This is a genomic window from Nocardioides caricicola (assembly GCF_039541135.1).
Classification (GTDB): Bacteria; Actinomycetota; Actinomycetes; order Propionibacteriales; family Nocardioidaceae; genus Nocardioides; species Nocardioides caricicola.
Window position 1 is genome coordinate 20112 of record NZ_BAABFQ010000001.1, and the last position, 15896, is coordinate 36007.

Sequence of the window (15896 nt, forward strand, 5' to 3'; positions counted from 1 at the left end):
GACGGGTCGTCCGCCTCTCAGGTGGCTATAGACCCGCGTCAGGCGGACGACCCGAGCCAGCGAGCCGCCTCGGCCGCCCAGTAGGTCAAGATCACGTCCGCGCCCGCGCGCCGGATGGCGGTGAGCGTCTCGAGGATCGCCGGCTCGCGGTCGATCCAGCCGTTCGCGGCGGCCGCCTCGACCATGGCGTACTCCCCCGACACGTTGTACGCCGCGACCGGGACGTCGACCGCGTCGCGGACCCGCCGGATCACGTCGAGGTAGGCCAGCGCCGGCTTCACCATCACGATGTCGGCACCCTCGTCGACGTCGAGCAGCGCCTCACGGACGCCCTCGACCGCGTTCGCGGAGTCCTGCTGGTAGGTCCGGCGGTCGCCCTGCAGCGAGGAGTCGACGGCCTCGCGGAAGGGGCCGAAGAACGCGGAGGCGTACTTCGCGGAGTAGGCCAGGATCGACACGTCGGTGTGCTCGGCGGCGTCGAGGGCGTCCCGGATCACCGCGACCTGCCCGTCCATCATCCCGCTGGGGCCGACCATGTCGACGCCGGCGTGCGCCTGGGCGCGGGCCATCTCGGCGTACGCCGCGAGCGTCCGGTCGTTGTCGACCTTGCCGTCGGCGGTGAGCACGCCGCAGTGGCCGTGGTCGGTGAACTCGTCGAGGCACAGGTCGCTCATCACCGTGAGCGCGTCGCCGACCTCGCCGACCACGTCGGTGATCGCGAGGTTGAGGATCCCGCCGGGGTCGATCGCGCCCGAGCCGGTGGCGTCCTTGTGCTCGGGGATGCCGAACAGCATCACGCCGCCGAGCCCGAGCTCAGCGGCCTCGGCGGCGGCCGCCTTGAGCGTCGAGCGGCTGTGCTGGACCACCCCGGGCATCGACGAGATCGGCTGCGGGTCGGAGATCCCCTCGCGCACGAACAGCGGCAGCACGAGCTGGCGCGGCTCGACCGAGGTCTCGGCCACCATCCGGCGCAGCGCCGCGGTGGTCCGCAGGCGCCGGGGCCGGATGGTGGGACCGAGACCGTCGGTCGTCATCGGGAGGTGCTGGCCTTCCGGCGCGCGGAGGGCTTGCGGTCGGACGGCTTGGTGACCGGCTGGCCGGCGTCGACCAGGGCCGCCCGGCGCGAGGCGCCGAAGTCGGCGAGCGCGTCGACCAGCACGTCGACGTCCGGCTTGGGCGCCAGCACGTCGACCCGCAGGCCGTGCTCCTCCGCGGTCTTCGCGGTCGCGGGGCCGATCACGGCGATGATCGTCGACGGGTGCGGCTTGCCGGCGATGCCGACGAGGTTGCGCACGGTCGAGGACGACGTGAACACGACGGCGTCGAACTTGCCGGTCTTGATCGCGTCGCGCGTCGGCGCCGGCGGCGGGGCCGCGCGGACGGTGCGGTACGCCGTGACGTCGTCGCACTCCCAGCCCAGGTCGACCAGGCCGGCGACGAGGTTCTCGGTCGCGATGTCGGCGCGCGGCAGGAAGACCCGGTTGATCGGGTCGAGCAGCTCGTCGTACTCGGGCCAGTCCTCGAGCAGGCCGGCGGCGGACTGCTCGCCGGACGGGACCAGGTCGGCGCGCAGGCCCCAGGCGGCGATCGCCTGCGCGGTCTTCTCGCCGACCGCCGCGATCTTCAGCCCGGAGAACGCGCGGGCGTCCAGGCCGTACTCCTCGAACTTCTCGCGGACCGCGCGGACGGCGTTGACCGAGGTGAACGCGATCCACTCGTAGCGGCCCTCGACCAGGCCGCGCACGGCCTTGTCCATCTGCAGCGGGTTGCGCGGCGGCTCGACGGAGATCGTCGGGACCTCGTCCGGGACGGCGCCGTAGCCGCGCAGGCGCTCGGAGACCGAGCCGGCCTGCTCCTTGGTGCGCGGCACCAGCACCCGCCAACCGAACAGCGGCTTGGTCTCGAACCAGGACAGCGTCTCGCGCAGGTCGACGACGTCGCCGACGACCGTGATCGCGGGCGGCGCCATCCGGGCGGCACGGGCGTCCGCGGCGATCCGCTCGAGGGTCGAGGTGACCGTGGCCTGCTCGGTGGTGGTGCCGACCCGGGTCATCGCGACCGGGGTCTCGGCCGGGCGGCCGGCGGCGACCAGCGCCTTGGCGATGTCACCGATCTGGCCGACGGCCGACAGCAGCACCAGCGTGCGCTTGTCGGCGTAGCGGCTCCAGTCGACCTTGTCGCCGCAGGTGACGACGGCGATCTCCCGGTGGTCCTTGGTGGTCAGCGGGATGCCGGCGTACGCCGGGACCGAGGCGACCGAGGAGACGCCCGGGACGATCTCGAAGCCGAGGCCGGCCTTGACGCAGGCCTGGGCCTCCTCGGGACCGGAGGCGTAGAGGAACGGGTCGCCGGCCATCAGCCGGACCACGCGCAGGCCGCGCTTGGCCTGCTTGACCACGACCTTGGCGCGCGCGGCGTGGGTCAGCGGCTGGCCGTCCTCGCCGAAGCCGCCGTCGACGAGCTCGGGGCCGCTGGCGTCGACCGGGGTCTCGGCCTCCGGGTCGGGCTCGGGGATCCCGAGGACGCTGCGGACCAGGGCCGGGTGCTCGGGCGCCTCGGTGACGACGACGTCGGCCCGGCGGAGCAGGTCGACGGCACGCACGGTCAGCAGGCCGGGGTCGCCCGGACCACTGCCGACGAACGACACCCAACCCCGGGTGGATCCCGAAGTGGCGGCGGTGCCCGAAGTCGAGTTGGTGTTGCCTCGCGTCATGCGTTCTGCCTCTTGTCTGCTGTACCGGTGAGTCCTGCTGCTCCGTCGGCGAGCATCTCGTTCGCCAGCCGGGTGCCGACGCCCACGGCGTCGGCGGGGTCACCCGATGCGGACATCCGCACCGTGAGCACCCCGTCGGGTGAGAGCGCCACTGCTCGCACCCAGAGCTCTTGTTCCTCTTCGCCTTCCACGACCTCGGCCAGCGCCCCGATCGGTGCGGAGCACCCGCCCTCGAGGGTCGCCAGCACTGCTCGCTCCGCCTCGACCGCGGCCCGGGTGTACCGGTCGTCGAGGGCCCCCGAGAGGACCTCGCCGAGGTCACCCTCCGCGAGGCACTCGACCGCGAGCGCTCCCTGCCCCGGGGCGGGGAGCATCTGCAGCGGGTCGAGCACCTCGGTCGCCTCGTCGAGGCGTCCGATCCGGGCCAGCCCGGCTCGGGCGAGCACGACGGCGTCGTACTCACCGTTTCGAACCTTGCCGATCCGGGTGTCGACGTTCCCACGGATGCCCTCGACCTCCAAACCGAGACCGAGCGCGTGCAGCTGCGCGGCCCGGCGGGGCGAGCCCGTGCCGACCCTGCTGCCGACCGGCAGCTCGCCCAGCGTGAGCCCGTCGCGGGCCACCACGACGTCGCGCGGGTCCTCGCGAGGAGGGATGGCGGCGAGCACGATCCCCTCGTGGGGGTAGGTCGGCAGGTCCTTGAGCGAGTGCACGGCGACGTCGATGCGACCGTCGACGAGCGCGTCGCGCAGGGCGTTGACGAAGACGCCGGTGCTGGTCGCCCCCGCGAGTGAGGTCCCGGCGGCCTGGCTCCGGTCGCCGTCGGTGGTGATCTCGACCAGCTCGAACTCGCGGCCGAGCCGCTCGGCGATCTGCTCACCGACCCAGCGGGACTGGGTGGTGGCGAGCACGGAGGCGCGGGTGCCGATCCGGATCATGACAGCCCCTCCGGTCGCGTGACGGCGTCGACGGCCTCGGGGTCGAGCGCGAAGAGCTCGGCGAGTGCGGCGGCGTACGAGACGGCGCCGTCCTCGTTGGCGAGCTCCTTCACGCGCACGGTCGGCTGGTGCAGGAGCTTGTCGGCCACGCGCCGCACGGTGTGCAGCACCTCGGCGCGGGCCGCCTCGTCGAGGTCGGGCAGCCGTCCGGCCAGGCGCTCCATCTCGGCGTCCACGACCGACGTCGCCATCGAGCGGAGCGCGACCACGGTCGGGGTGACGCTGGACTGGCGGCGGGCGGCGAGGAACGCCGCGACCTCCTGGGTGACGATCGCGCGGACCGCCTCGACCTCGCGGCCGGCGTCGGAGTCGCGCAGCTCGGCGGCGAGCTCGGCCAGGTTGGTGAGCACGACCCCGGGAACGTCGGCGACGGCCGGGTCGATGTCGTGCGGGAGCGCGAGGTCGATGAGCGCCAGCGCGCGGCCGTCGGGGTTCGCTGCCTCCGCCATGTCGGCGGTGACCAGCACGCCGGCGGCTCCGGTGCAGGAGACGACGACGTCGGCGAGCGCCAGCTCGGCCTCGAGCTCCGACAGCTGGGCCGGGCGGGCGCCGTACTCCCCGGCGAGGCGGGCGGCGTTGCCCGCCGTACGGTTCGCGACGGTCACGCTCGCCGCGCCGCGGCGCGAGACCGTGGCGGTGGCCAGGCCGGCCATCGCACCGGCGCCGAGCACCAGCACCCGCTTGCCGGTGAGGTCGACGGCGTGCGGGTTGCGGTCGAGCGCGGCGGTCACCAGCGACGGCGCGACGCGGTCGATGTCGGTCTCGGCGCGGGCCCGCTTGCCGACCCGGAGGGCCTGCTGGAACAGGGAGTTCAGCGCCGGGCCGACGCTGCCGATCTCCTGGCCGGCGCTGAGCGCGTCGCGGGTCTGGCCGAGGATCTGGCCCTCGCCGAGCGCCATCGAGTCGAGGCCCGCGACGACCTGGAACAGGTGCGAGACCGCGCCGTCGTCGTAGTGGACGTAGAGGTGCGGGAGCATCGCCTCGGTGCGCTCGCCGGCGCGCCCGACGAGCAGCCGGGAGACGTCCTCGACGCTGCCGTGGAAACGGTCGACGTCGGCGTAGATCTCGAGCCGGTTGCACGTGGCGATGACGGTCGCCTCACTGACGTGCTCGCAGGCGGTCACGTCGTCGATGAGCTTGTGCACGCCGGGGCCGTCGAGCGCGACGCGCTCGAGCAGCGAGACCGGGGCCGACTTGTGGGAGATGCCCACGACGAGGACGCTCACGTGGCGGCTCCGTGGGTCTTGCGCTGCTCGTGGTAGGCCAGGATCTGCAGCTCGATCGAGAGGTCGACCTTGCGGACGTCGACCTGGTCGGGGACGTTCAGCACGGTCGGAGCGAAGTTCAAGATGCTGGTGATGCCGCACGCGACCATCCGGTCCGCGACGTCCTGCGCGGCCACGGCCGGGGTGGCGATCACGCCGATCGCGACCGCGTGGTCGCGGGCGATCTGCTCGAGGTGGTCGAAGGGGCGTACGTCGAGGCCGGCGACGACCTCGTCGTGCCGCTCGGGGTTGGCGTCCAGCAGCGCCACGACCCGGAAGCCCCGGCTGCGGAAGCCGGAGTAGTTGGCGAGCGCCTGGCCCAGGTTGCCGATGCCGACGATGACCACGGGCCAGTCCTGGGTCACGCCGATCTCGCGGGCGATCTGGTAGCGCAGGTAGTCGACGTCGTACCCGACGCCCCGGGTGCCGTAGCTGCCGAGGTAGGACAGGTCCTTGCGCAGCTTGGCGCTGTTCACGCCGGCCGCCACCGCGAGCTCCTCGCTCGAGCAAGTGACGGTGCCGCTCTCGGAGAGCGTCACGAGGGCCCGCAGGTAGACGGGCAGTCGCGCGACGGTGGCCTCGGGGATGTCCCGAGCGCTCTCCGGGGAGGTCCGTGCGGTCACTGGTCTCGTCTCCGTGATCTAGCCGGCGGAGTCGGACAGTTCCGGCCCCCGACGGCCCGTTCACTGTAGGAGTTTGTGAACGCGAGAACAAAACCGAGGAGTAGCCGTCCCAGCGGGCGGGCTAGCACATGTGAGATGAGCCACGCCCTCCGGGGTCCCGGCTCGGTCCAGCGGGGGTGTGTGGCGTGGTGTGTGGCGTGGTCCCAGGTTCACCAGGGGATGCAGTCGAAGCAGCACTTCCCATGGCCTGCAGACCGTGGGAACTGCAGGTTCACCCCCATACCGTGGTGAACCTGTGACGAGCGCAGCGAGCGCAGGACGCGCCGTCGCTCACGACGTCAGGGCGGCTCGCAGCCGGGTCTCGTCGACGCGCCAGAAGTCGTGCTGGCGACCGTCGACGAACGTCACCGGGATCTCCTCGCCGAAGCGCTCCTGCAGCCGCGGGTCGTCGTCGATGGAGACCTCGACGTACTCCTCGCCGAGGTCGGCGCAGACCCGCTCGATCACCGCGCGGGCGTCGTCGCAGAGATGGCACCCGGGGCGGGAGTAGAGGGTGACGCGAGCAGTCACTCCAAGATCCCCAGCGACTTGCGCCGTTCCATCCCGCGCAGCCGGCCCTTCTGCACCTTGCCGGTGACGGTCTTGGGCAGCTCGTCGACGACCTCGATCCGGGTCGGGACCTTGAACCGCGCGAGCCGCCGCTCGCAGTGCTCGCGAACCTGGTCGACCAGGGTGATCGGGCTGACGCCGGGAGCCAGCACGTACGCCACGACCGCCTCGCCGGTGACCGGGTCGTCGACGCCGATGACCGCGACGTCCTGGACGCCGTCGACCTCCTCGATCACGTCCTCGACCTCGGTCGGGTAGACGTTGAAGCCGGAGACGATCACGAGCTCCTTGAGCCGGTCGACGAGGAACAGGTCGCCGGCCGCGTCCAGGAAGCCCACGTCGCCGGTCGACCACCAGCCGTCGGCGTCCGGTCCCCCGGCGCCGTCGGGCCAGTAGCCGCTGAACAGGTTCGCGCCGCGGATCTGGATCTCGCCCGGGTCGTCGCCGTCCGGCTCGTGGCCGAGCTCGTCGACCAGGCGGATCTCCACGCCCGGCAGGGCCGCGCCCACCGAGCCCGGCTGACGCACCGTGCTGCACAGCGTGCTGGTCACGACCGGCGCGGCCTCGGTGAGGCCGTAGCCCTGGTGCACGGGGATGCCGGTGCGAGCCGTGAACTGCTCGGCGACGTCCGTGGACAGCGGCGCCGAGCCGCAGAGCACCAGCCGGACCGGGCCGAGGTGCTCCTCGAGGTGCTCCTCGCCCTGCCAGTACGCGAACACCGGCGGCGCGATCGGGACCACGCTGCAGGCCTCGTCGTCGATCAGCGACAGCGTCTCGTGCGGGTCGAACCGCTCCACCAACACCAGCTTCGCGCGGTGCCGCAGCACGCCGCCGAGGACCGCGTTGAGGCCGTAGACGTGGAACAGCGGCAGCACGCAGAGCACCACGTCGTCGCCGTGCATCATCTGCGGCTCGACCTGGGCGACCTGCTCGACGTTCGCCAGCAGCGCCCGGTGGGTGAGCATCGCGGCACGGGGCAGCCCCGACGTACCACTCGTGTAGAGCAGCACCGCGAGCTTCTCGGGGTCCTGCAGCGGGGGCGTCGGCCGCGCCGCCTCGGCCAGCAGCTCGTCGTACGACGGCTCGCCGACGACCGCGACGCGCGGCGGCGTCTCGAGCGTCTCGACCGCCTCCCGCACGGCGGCGACCGTGTCGGCGTCGGCGACGACCAGCCGGGAGCCGGAGTCCGCGATCATCCGCGCGAGCTCGCCCGGGCGGGAGCCCGGGTTGACCGGGACCGCGACGGCCTGGGCGCGCAGCACGCCGAGGTAGGTGGTCACGAACTCGAGCCGGTTGCCGAGCGCGATCAGCACACGGTGCCCGCCGAGGACTCCGGCGACCCCGAGGCCGGTGGCCATCCGGCCGACCTGGTCGTCGAGCTCGGCCCAGGTCAGGCTGCGCCCGCCGGCCTCGACCAGGGCCAGCCGGTCAGGGTGCTCGGCGGCCGCTGTTGCCGCGAGCTCTGCCACGTCCCGGACGTCAGACATGTGGGGATACTTCCACACCGGTCTACCCTGCCCCTTGTGACACCGCCCCCCGACAAGCGGGCCCAGGACAAGCGGACCCGCCCGCGCAACCTGCAGTCGCGCTCCGCGCTGGCGGGGGAGGCTGCGGCCGCGGCAGCGGAGGTGGAGTCGGCACTGCTGGCTCCGCAGGACTCGGAGAGCGCGGCGTTCTTCGACGTCGACAACACCGTGATGCAGGGCGCGAGCATCTACCACCTGGCTCGCGGGCTCCACAAGCGCAAGTTCTTCACGACCCGCGAGATCCTGGGCGCCGCCTGGAAGCAGGCCTACTTCCAGCTCGTGGGGGTCGAGGACCCCGACCACGTGGCGGACGCCCGGGCCTCCGCGCTCAGCTTCATCGCGGGGCACACCGTGCAGGAGCTCGAGGAGCTCGGCGAGGAGATCTTCGACGAGGGCATGGCGCACCGGATCTGGCCGGGCACCCGCGCGCTCGCCCAGATGCACCTCGACGAGGGCCAGCGGGTCTGGCTGGTGACCGCCGCGCCGATCGAGATCGCCCAGATCATCGCCCGCCGGCTCGGCCTGACCGGCGCGATGGGCACCGTGGCCGAGCACGTCGATGGCGTCTACACCGGGCACCTGGTCGGCGACATGCTGCACGGACCGGCGAAGGGCGAGGCGATCAAGGCGCTGGCCGCTCGCGAGGGCCTGGACCTGAGCCGCTGCTCGGCGTACTCCGACTCCTACAACGACCTGCCCATGCTGTCGCTGGTCGGGGACCCCTGCGCGATCAACCCCGACGCCAAGCTGCGCGCCTACGCGCGCGAGCACGGCTGGCGGGTCCGCGACTACCGCACCCGGCGCAAGGCACTGCGCGCCGGGGTGCTGGTCGGCGCGGTCGCGGGCGCCGTCACTGGCACCGTCGCGGCCGGCGTCGCGCTCAAGGGTCGCCGCCCCTGACCGGTTCCCCATTTCGTAACTCATGTTTACGATCGGGGAAGACTGCGGAGGGGACGATTCCGGGAGGGGTCACACATGGCGTGGGAGGACACCGAGTTCGTGCGCGGGCTGGATGCCCTGCGCCGGCTCGTGGCCGACGCGCTGCTGACCGAGGCCCCGGTCCCGCTCGCGGCGTCCGGCCCCGCACCCGCTTCCGGACCCGGCTGGCTGGCCATGGAGGCGGTCGCCGGCGGCCGCACCGACACCGACGGTCCGGGCGGCAGCGGGTACGGCGACGCCGACCTCGCCGCCTCGTCGGAGGAGGACGAGGCCGAGCGGTCCCGCCTCATCGCGCTCGTCGAGCTCGCCCGCCAGGGCGACTCCGAGGCGTTCGGCCTCCTCTACGACCACTACCAGTCGTCGGTCTACCGCTTCCTCTTCTACCGGACCCGCTCGAGCACCCTGGCCGAGGACCTCACCTCGGAGACGTTCTTCCGGGCGCTGCGGAGCATGAACAACTTCCGCTGGCAGGGCAAGGACTTCGGCGCCTGGCTGATGACCATCGCCCGCAACCTCGCCACCGACCACTTCAAGGCCGGCCGCACCCGCCTCGAGCTCACCACCGAGGACATGGGCCTGCACGACGACGCCACCGACGGCCCCGAGTCGACGGTGCTGGCCGGGCTCACCAACGAGATCCTGCTCCGCGCGCTCACCGAGCTCCCGTCCGAGCAGCGTGACTGCCTGGTGATGCGGTTCCTCCAAGGCATGAGCATCGCCGAGACCGCGGCCGTCCTAGGCCGCAGCGACGGCGCCGTGAAGCAGCTCCAGCTGCGCGGCGTACGCAACCTGGCGAAGCTGATGCCGGAAGGGCTCCGGGACTGATGCGCAGCCGCACCGAAATCGCTTACGTAGGCCCGTCTGCGCCCGTAACCTCGCCGCCGCACACCTCGTTGAGGTGGACATGACATGGGGGTTCTCGGCGCAACGGCGCGCCGAACGGTTCGACGCGATGGTCGAGGGCGACTCGACCGTCGACGCACACGACGCTGACCTGCTCGAGCTGGTGGGTGCGATGCGGGCGATGCCGCCCGTCACCGCCCGGCCCGAGTTCGTCGCCGACCTGCGCGAGCGGTTGCTGGCCGAGGCCGACACCGCGCTGGTCCCGGCCGACGTCTCCAAGCTGAAGCTGCCCGACCGCCGGCCCACCCGCGAGCGCCGGCTCGCCGCCGTCGTCGGCGGCATCGCGATCGTCGGCGCCACGACCTCGATCGCGGTCGCCTCCCAGTCCGCGCTGCCGGGCGACTCGCTGTACCCGGTCAAGCGCGTCATCGAGCGCGTGCACACCGGGATCTCCGTCGGCGAGGCCAGCCGCGGCAGCACCGTGCTCGCGAGCGCGTCGTCCCGCCTGGACGAGGTCGACGCGCTCACCCGCCAGGGCGACCCGGACGCCGTCGACGAGGCGCGCATCGAGCGCACCCTCGACACGTTCTCCGACCAGGCGACCGAGGCCGCCGACCTGCTGCTCGCTGACTACGCCAACAACGGCAACGCCGCCTCGATCGCCCAGCTGCGCGACTTCGCGTCGTCCAGCCTCGACCAGCTCGCGGCCCTCGAGCCGCTCGTGCCGCCCGCGGCCCGCGACGAGCTGATCCGCGCCGCCGGCGTCCTGACGAACATCGACACCGAGGCCGCCCAGCAGTGCCCGACCTGTGGTGGTCAGCCGATCGAGTCGATCCCACCGGTGTTCGTGGCCGCCGAGCCGCTCCCGGTGCCGCTGCCTCCGTCGCCGACCGTGGACGAGCAGCCGCAGAACGGCGGCAAGAACCGCGGCAACGGCAAGGGCGAGGGCACCCAGCTCCCGCAGGTCGACGGCGAGGAGATCCCGCCGGGCAGCGTGAACCCCGGCGGCACGCTGCTGCCCGGCAGTGAGAACGTCGACGGCAGCAACCCGCTCCAGGACCTCGTCAACGGCCTGACCGGCGGCGGCGCGGGCGGCGGGAGCACCGACTCCCAGGCGCCGCGCGTGCCGATCGTGTCCGACCTGCTCGACGGCGTCGGCCAGATCCTCGAGGGCGTCATCGACCCGCTGACCGGCCAGGTGGCCGAGCCGCAGGACTGACGCAGCGGCTCCAGCGACCCCGGGGGCTAGCGGAAGACCGACTGACGCTGCATGAGCAGCGTGTACAGCGTCTGCTGGATGGTCTCGCGGACCTGGTCGGTCACGTTGAAGACCAGCATCGGGTCGTCGGCCGCGCCCTCGTCCAGCTCGTCGGTGCGGATCGGCTCGCCGAACTCCAGCAGCCACTTCGACGGCAGCGGCACCAGGCCGAGCGGGCCGAGCCAGGGGAAGAACGGCGTGATCGGGATGTACGGCAGCCCGAGCAGCCGGGCCAGCGACGGCAGGTTGCCGACCAGCGGGAAGATCTCCTCGGCGCCGACCACCGACAGCGGCACGATCGGGACGCCGGTGCGGAGCGCGGCCGCCACGAACCCTCCGCGCCCGAAGCGCTGCAGCTTGTAGCGCTCGGAGTACGGCTTGCCGATGCCCTTGAAGCCCTCGGGCCAGACCCCGACCAGCTCGCCGCCGCTGAGCATCCGCTCGGCGTCCTCGTTGCACGCCAGCGTCGTGCCGCCCATGCGCGCGAGGGTGCTGACGAACGGCATCCTGAACACCAGGTCGGCGCCGAGCGGGCGCAGGTGGCGTCCGGTCGCGTCGTAGATCGACACCATTGTCATCAGCCCGTCGACCGGGACGGTGCCGGAGTGGTTGGAGACCACCAGCGCGCCGCCGGTCGTGGGGATGTTCTCGGCCCCGCGGACCTCGATGCGGAACCACTTCTCCGCGATCGGGCGCAGCGTCGCCATGAAGAACCGCTGGGTGATCTCCTGGTCGAAGCCGTACTCGTCGACGGTGTAGTCGCCGGTGACCCGCCGGCGCAGGAACGCCAGGAACTGGGCCAGCTGCGGCTCCCACTGCTCCCCGAACACCTCGCGGGCGCCGACCTGGATCGCGGCCAGCCAGTCGCCGACCGGGATCCCGGCGGCCGGGTCACGGTCCACGGTGGTCGCGGGCGGGCGCGGCGCCGCGACCTCGACCTCGACCTCGTCCGGCGCTGGCTTGGGCTTGGGCTTCGGCTTGGGCTTCGGCTTGGGGGCGGCCTTGACCGGAGCCACCGCCGCGGGCTCGGGCTTGGCGGCGGGCTTGGCGGTGGGCTTGGCGGCGGGCTTGGCGGTGGGTGCCAGGCCGCGCGCGGCGGACGACGACGTCTTGCCGGCGCCCCGGCCCGGACGGCCGCGGGTGCCGATCGGGATGATCTCGGCGTCACCCATGCCGGGCTCCCGCGGGCAGGCTCGCCTCGAGCTGGGCGAGGACGCGGTCGGCGCGCCCGCCGGTCGGGCGCAGGGTGGAGCCGAAGTCGGCGAGCGCCTCGGCGGTGGTGAACTCCGGCTCGAAGCCGAGCTCGGTGCGCATCCGCGTGGTGTCCACCCCGCGACCGTAGGTCAGCAGCCCGAGCTGCTCGGGCGAGAAGTCGGCGAGCCGCGCGGAGCGGAGCGCGGAGCCCACGCCGCCCACGGCGAACGTCGGGAGGCCGACGCTGGGCCGCTGGAGCCGGCGGACGACCTGGGAGAGCTTGAGGATGCCGTCGCCGGCGACGTTGAACGTGCCCGCGACGTCGGTGAGCATCGCGTGGCGCAGCACGGCCATCAGGTCGCGCTCGTGCAGGAACTGCAGGCGCGGGTCGTGGCCGAGCACGGTCGGGATCACGGGAAGCCGGAGGTACGACGTCAGCGGGCTGTTGACCTCCGGGCCGATGATGTTCGCGGCGCGGACCATCGTGACCCGGACGTCGGGCCGGCGCCGGGCGAAGCCGCGCACGTAGCCCTCGATCTCGGCGACGTCCTTGGCGTACCCCGCACGAGGCACCCGCCGCGGCTCCATGTCCTCGGTGAACATCGCGGGGTCGCGGCTGCTGGCGCCGTACACCGTTGTGGTCGACTTCACGACCACCGCGCGCAGCTCGGGCGCCTGCTGGCAGGCCGCGAGCAGCTGCATCGTCCCGATGACGTTGAGCTCCTTCATCGTGTTCCGCCCGCCGGCACTGCCGGGGGTGGAGATGACGCTCATGTGGACGACGGTGTCGACGTCCTCCTTGACGATGACCTTCGCGATGACCGGGTTGCGGATGTCGGCGCGCACGAAGGAGACGTCGCCGATGTCACCGCGGGGCGGGACGGCATCGATGCCGATGACCCGCGCCACGGTGGGATCGTCCGCGGCTGCGCGCGCGAATCGCCGGCCGAGGTCGCGCGAGACCCCGGTGACCAGGACGACCCTGCCGGCGCTGCCCATTCGGACGCGAGCGGCCTTACTTGCCGAGCTTGCGACGCTGGACGCGCGTCTTCTTCAGCAGCTTGCGGTGCTTCTTCTTGGCCATGCGCTTGCGCCGCTTCTTGATGACAGAACCCACAGGGAAACCTTTCAACGCAGTACTGCGGTCCCCGGGAACGGCCCACGGGACCGGCCAAGCCTATCCGGAGGTCGTCCCCCAGCAGAATCGGCCGGTCGGCGCGAGATCAGCCGGCGCTGTAGAAGCTCTTGCGCAGGTACTCGTCGACGTCGCTCTCCAGGACGCGGAAGGAGCGGCCGACGCGGACGGCGGGCAGCTCGCCGCCGTGGACGAGCCGGTAGACGGTCATCTTGGACACGCGCATCATCGACGCGACCTCGGCGACGGTCAGGAACTTCGAGTCGGAGATGTCCCCGGAGCTGGTAGCCATCGTGCACCACATACTTTCTGTCTGACGCGCCACCGGCTTCCCCACCGGTGAGTGCACGCGTCGCGCTCAGTGAGAATAGAGCCTGATGTGACTCGTGGGGAAGGGGTTCACCAAAGTAGCTCGGGTGACCCGGCGTGTCGGCTTGCGCTGGTCCAGTCAGCAGCTCTCTGCGTGAGCGTCACGGCATCGGGTCGAGACCGTGCAGCGGGAACGCCTCCATCCGGGTCCCGTGCACGGCGCGGTCGAGCCAGGTGTCCGGGTCGTAGCCCTCGGACCAGTCGCGGTAGATCGGGTCCCGGCCGTCGGTGAGGCGGTGCGGCGCGCCCCGTCCGAGCCGGGCAAGCACGTGCTCGCGCCACGAGTCCGGCGTCTCCGTGTCGGGCGCCAGCGGCCGGCCGCCGACGATCGCCAGCAGGTGCGTCCAGGCACGCGGCACGACGTCCACGACGGCGTACCCGCCTCCCCCGGTCACGACCCAGCGACCACCGGCCACCTCGTGGGCCAGGTCGTGGAGCGCGAGGTACGCCGCCCGCTGGCCGTCGACGGTGAGCATCAGGTGCGCGAGCGGGTCCTCGGTGTGCGAGTCGCAGCCGTGCTGGGTGACGAGGACGTCCGGCCTGAACTCGCGCAGCAGCGGCGGGACGACCGCGTGGAACGCGCGCAGCCAGCCACCGTCCGACGTGCCGGGCGGCAGCGCGACGTTGACCGCGGAGCCCAGGGCGTCCGGGCCGCCCAGGTCGGCCGGGAACCCGGTGCCCGGGAACAGCATCTGGCCGGTCTCGTGCAGGGAGATGGTGAGCACGCGCGGGTCGTTCCAGAAGATCCGTTCGACGCCGTCGCCGTGGTGCACGTCGACGTCGACGTACGCCACCCGCTGGGCGCCCTGGTCGAGGAGGTACTGGATGCCGACTGCGACGTCGTTGTAGATGCAGAAGCCGCTGGCCCGCTTCGGCATCGCGTGGTGCAGGCCGCCGGTGATGTTCGCGGAGTGGAGGGACTCCCCCGACCACACCTGACGGAACGCCTCCACGCTGGCGCCGACGATGTGGGCCGACGCGTGGTGCATGCCGGAGAACACGGGGTTGTCGTCGGTCCCGAGCCCGAACCGCTCGTCGTGCGCCGCCCGCTGCACGGCCTCGATCAGCGCCGGGTCGTGGACGGTGGCGAGCACGTCCTCGCTCGCCATCGGCGCCGCGACCTGGCGGAGCCCGGCGCCCAGGACGCCGAGGTCGGCCGCGAGCCGCATCGTGAGGTCCACGCGCATCGGGGCCATCGGGTGGTCGGGGCCGAAGTCGTACTCGGTCAGGCTCTGGTCGAACACGACCGTCGCCGGTCCCTGGCACGCGGGCATGGGTGGACGGTACCGCTACCCTGGTCCCGTGCTGACGCGTCCCATGTTCTGGTGGCCCGCCTGAGGGCGGACCACCTCTCGACGCGCACGCACGTCACCTATCGGCCGCCCACGGGCGGCCGTTCTGCTTCTCCCGCCGACCCGTGGGCTCCTCACCTCCAGGAGTTCACATGTCCCGCAACCTCTCGCTGCTCACCCCGAGCGGCCACCTGACCCTCGGCAACCTGCTCGGCGCGCTGCGCCCGATGGCCGCCGGCCAGGGCGACGCCGACTGCTTCTACGGCATCGCCGACCTGCACGCCCTCACCACCACCCACGACCCGGCCCGGCTCCGGTCGCTGGTCCGCGAGACCGCCGCGCTGCTGCTGGCGGTCGGCCTCGACGAGTCGACGCTGTTCCTCCAGAGCCGGGTGCCGGCGCACCCCCAGCTCGCCTATCTCCTCGAGTGCACGGCGTACACGGGCGAGCTCAACCGGATGATCCAGTTCAAGGAGAAGGGCCGCGGCGTCGACTCGACCCGGGTCTCGCTCTACACGTACCCGGCGCTGATGGCCGCCGACATCCTGCTCTACCGCGCCGAGCAGGTCCCGGTCGGCGCGGACCAGCGCCAGCATGTCGAGCTGACCCGCGACCTCGCGATCCGCTTCAACCGCACCTACGGCCCGGTGTTCACGGTCCCCGAGATCACGGTGCCGCCGGCCGGTGCGCGGGTCATGCGGCTCGACGACCCGACCCGCAAGATGGGCAAGTCCGACGCCGACGCGGCCGGGGTGGTGCTGCTGCTCGACTCCCCCGACGTCGTACGCCGCAAGGTCGCGCGGGCGGTCACCGACTCCGACACCGGCACGGACGCGGTGCGCCCGGCGCCCGAGAAGCCGGGCGTCTCGAACCTGCTCGACATCCTGACCGCGTGCGGCGGCTCGGCCGACGGCATCGCGACGTACGGCGCCCTCAAGCGCGCGGTCACCGACGCCGTCGTCGCCGAGCTCGAGCCCATCCAGAAGCGGTACGCCGAGCTGGCTGCGGACCCGGCGTACGTCTCCGCGATCTTCGACGCCGGTGCCGCCCGCTGCCGGGAGGTGACCGGGCCGGTGCTGGCGGCCGCGGAGGCGGCGATCGGCCTGTGACTCTCGTAGGCTCGGCCCATGGC

The 15896-nt window shown here is 72.6% G+C and carries 16 protein-coding genes; 4 read left to right on the top strand and 12 right to left on the bottom strand.

The genetic code is table 11. The features are described from left to right. Positions 1 to 38: 38 nt before the first annotated feature. From hemB to ABD875_RS00145, 7 genes are all read right to left on the bottom strand, one after another. Complete coding sequence (hemB, locus tag ABD875_RS00115; protein ID WP_345170317.1) at positions 39 to 1034, bottom strand: porphobilinogen synthase; 996 nt, start codon at positions 1032 to 1034, stop codon at positions 39 to 41. Continuing rightward, the gene (locus tag ABD875_RS00120; protein WP_345170319.1) at positions 1031 to 2713 is read right to left on the bottom strand and encodes a bifunctional uroporphyrinogen-III C-methyltransferase/uroporphyrinogen-III synthase; all 1683 of its coding nucleotides are present in this window, start codon (positions 2711 to 2713) and stop codon (positions 1031 to 1033) included. The genes hemB and ABD875_RS00120 overlap by 4 nt, the downstream gene beginning before the upstream one ends. Continuing rightward, the gene (gene hemC, locus ABD875_RS00125; RefSeq protein WP_345170321.1) at positions 2710 to 3651 is read right to left on the bottom strand and encodes a hydroxymethylbilane synthase; all 942 of its coding nucleotides are present in this window, start codon (positions 3649 to 3651) and stop codon (positions 2710 to 2712) included. Before hemC ends, ABD875_RS00120 begins: the two co-directional genes overlap by 4 nt. Continuing rightward, positions 3648 to 4937: a glutamyl-tRNA reductase gene (locus tag ABD875_RS00130; RefSeq protein ID WP_345170323.1), complete on the bottom strand. Its 1290-nt coding sequence runs from the start codon at positions 4935 to 4937 to the stop codon at positions 3648 to 3650. Before ABD875_RS00130 ends, hemC begins: the two co-directional genes overlap by 4 nt. Beyond that, complete coding sequence (locus tag ABD875_RS00135; protein ID WP_345170325.1) at positions 4934 to 5599, bottom strand: redox-sensing transcriptional repressor Rex; 666 nt, start codon at positions 5597 to 5599, stop codon at positions 4934 to 4936. The genes ABD875_RS00130 and ABD875_RS00135 overlap by 4 nt, the downstream gene beginning before the upstream one ends. Positions 5600 to 5929: 330 nt before the next feature. Then, positions 5930 to 6169, bottom strand: a complete 240-nt coding sequence (locus tag ABD875_RS00140; RefSeq protein WP_345170327.1) for a glutaredoxin family protein — start codon at positions 6167 to 6169, stop codon at positions 5930 to 5932. Next, positions 6166 to 7695 (bottom strand): class I adenylate-forming enzyme family protein, encoded by a 1530-nt coding sequence (locus ABD875_RS00145; protein ID WP_345170329.1) that lies wholly within the window; start codon positions 7693 to 7695, stop codon positions 6166 to 6168. The genes ABD875_RS00140 and ABD875_RS00145 overlap by 4 nt, the downstream gene beginning before the upstream one ends. A 36-nt stretch (positions 7696 to 7731) precedes the next feature. On the opposite strand from ABD875_RS00145, the gene ABD875_RS00150 reads away from it, so the two are divergent. The 3 genes from ABD875_RS00150 to ABD875_RS00160 all read left to right on the top strand — a co-directional run bounded on the left by ABD875_RS00150 (position 7732) and on the right by ABD875_RS00160 (position 10735). Beyond that, a complete protein-coding gene (locus tag ABD875_RS00150; protein WP_345170331.1) occupies positions 7732 to 8634 on the top strand; it encodes an HAD family hydrolase in 903 nt (300 codons plus the stop codon). A 75-nt stretch (positions 8635 to 8709) separates the two neighbouring features. Further along, on the top strand, positions 8710 to 9498 hold the full coding sequence (locus tag ABD875_RS00155; protein WP_345170333.1) for a sigma-70 family RNA polymerase sigma factor: 789 nt from the start codon (positions 8710 to 8712) through the stop codon (positions 9496 to 9498). A 79-nt stretch (positions 9499 to 9577) separates the two neighbouring features. After that, entirely contained in the window at positions 9578 to 10735 is a 1158-nt protein-coding gene (locus tag ABD875_RS00160) for a DUF5667 domain-containing protein (RefSeq protein ID WP_345170335.1), read from the top strand. A 26-nt stretch (positions 10736 to 10761) separates the two neighbouring features. On the opposite strand, the gene ABD875_RS00165 is transcribed toward ABD875_RS00160, so the two are convergent. The 5 genes from ABD875_RS00165 to ABD875_RS00185 all read right to left on the bottom strand — a co-directional run bounded on the left by ABD875_RS00165 (position 10762) and on the right by ABD875_RS00185 (position 14746). Continuing rightward, positions 10762 to 11946 (bottom strand): lysophospholipid acyltransferase family protein, encoded by a 1185-nt coding sequence (locus tag ABD875_RS00165; RefSeq protein ID WP_345170337.1) that lies wholly within the window; start codon positions 11944 to 11946, stop codon positions 10762 to 10764. Next, positions 11939 to 12967, bottom strand: coding sequence for an NAD-dependent epimerase/dehydratase family protein (locus ABD875_RS00170; RefSeq protein ID WP_345170339.1), 1029 nt, complete (start codon positions 12965 to 12967; stop codon positions 11939 to 11941). The genes ABD875_RS00165 and ABD875_RS00170 overlap by 8 nt, the downstream gene beginning before the upstream one ends. 16 nt (positions 12968 to 12983) lie before the next feature. Further along, positions 12984 to 13085, bottom strand: coding sequence for a 30S ribosomal protein bS22 (locus ABD875_RS00175; RefSeq protein ID WP_008356322.1), 102 nt, complete (start codon positions 13083 to 13085; stop codon positions 12984 to 12986). A gap of 106 nt (positions 13086 to 13191) precedes the next feature. Next, complete coding sequence (locus ABD875_RS00180; protein ID WP_345170341.1) at positions 13192 to 13395, bottom strand: helix-turn-helix domain-containing protein; 204 nt, start codon at positions 13393 to 13395, stop codon at positions 13192 to 13194. Between the two features lie 178 nt (positions 13396 to 13573). After that, entirely contained in the window at positions 13574 to 14746 is a 1173-nt protein-coding gene (locus tag ABD875_RS00185) for an acetoin utilization protein AcuC (RefSeq protein ID WP_345170343.1), read from the bottom strand. A gap of 170 nt (positions 14747 to 14916) precedes the next feature. Between ABD875_RS00185 and trpS the strand changes: the two genes are divergently transcribed. Then, on the top strand, positions 14917 to 15873 hold the full coding sequence (trpS, locus tag ABD875_RS00190; RefSeq protein ID WP_345170345.1) for a tryptophan--tRNA ligase: 957 nt from the start codon (positions 14917 to 14919) through the stop codon (positions 15871 to 15873). The last annotated feature ends 23 nt before the right edge of the window (positions 15874 to 15896 follow it).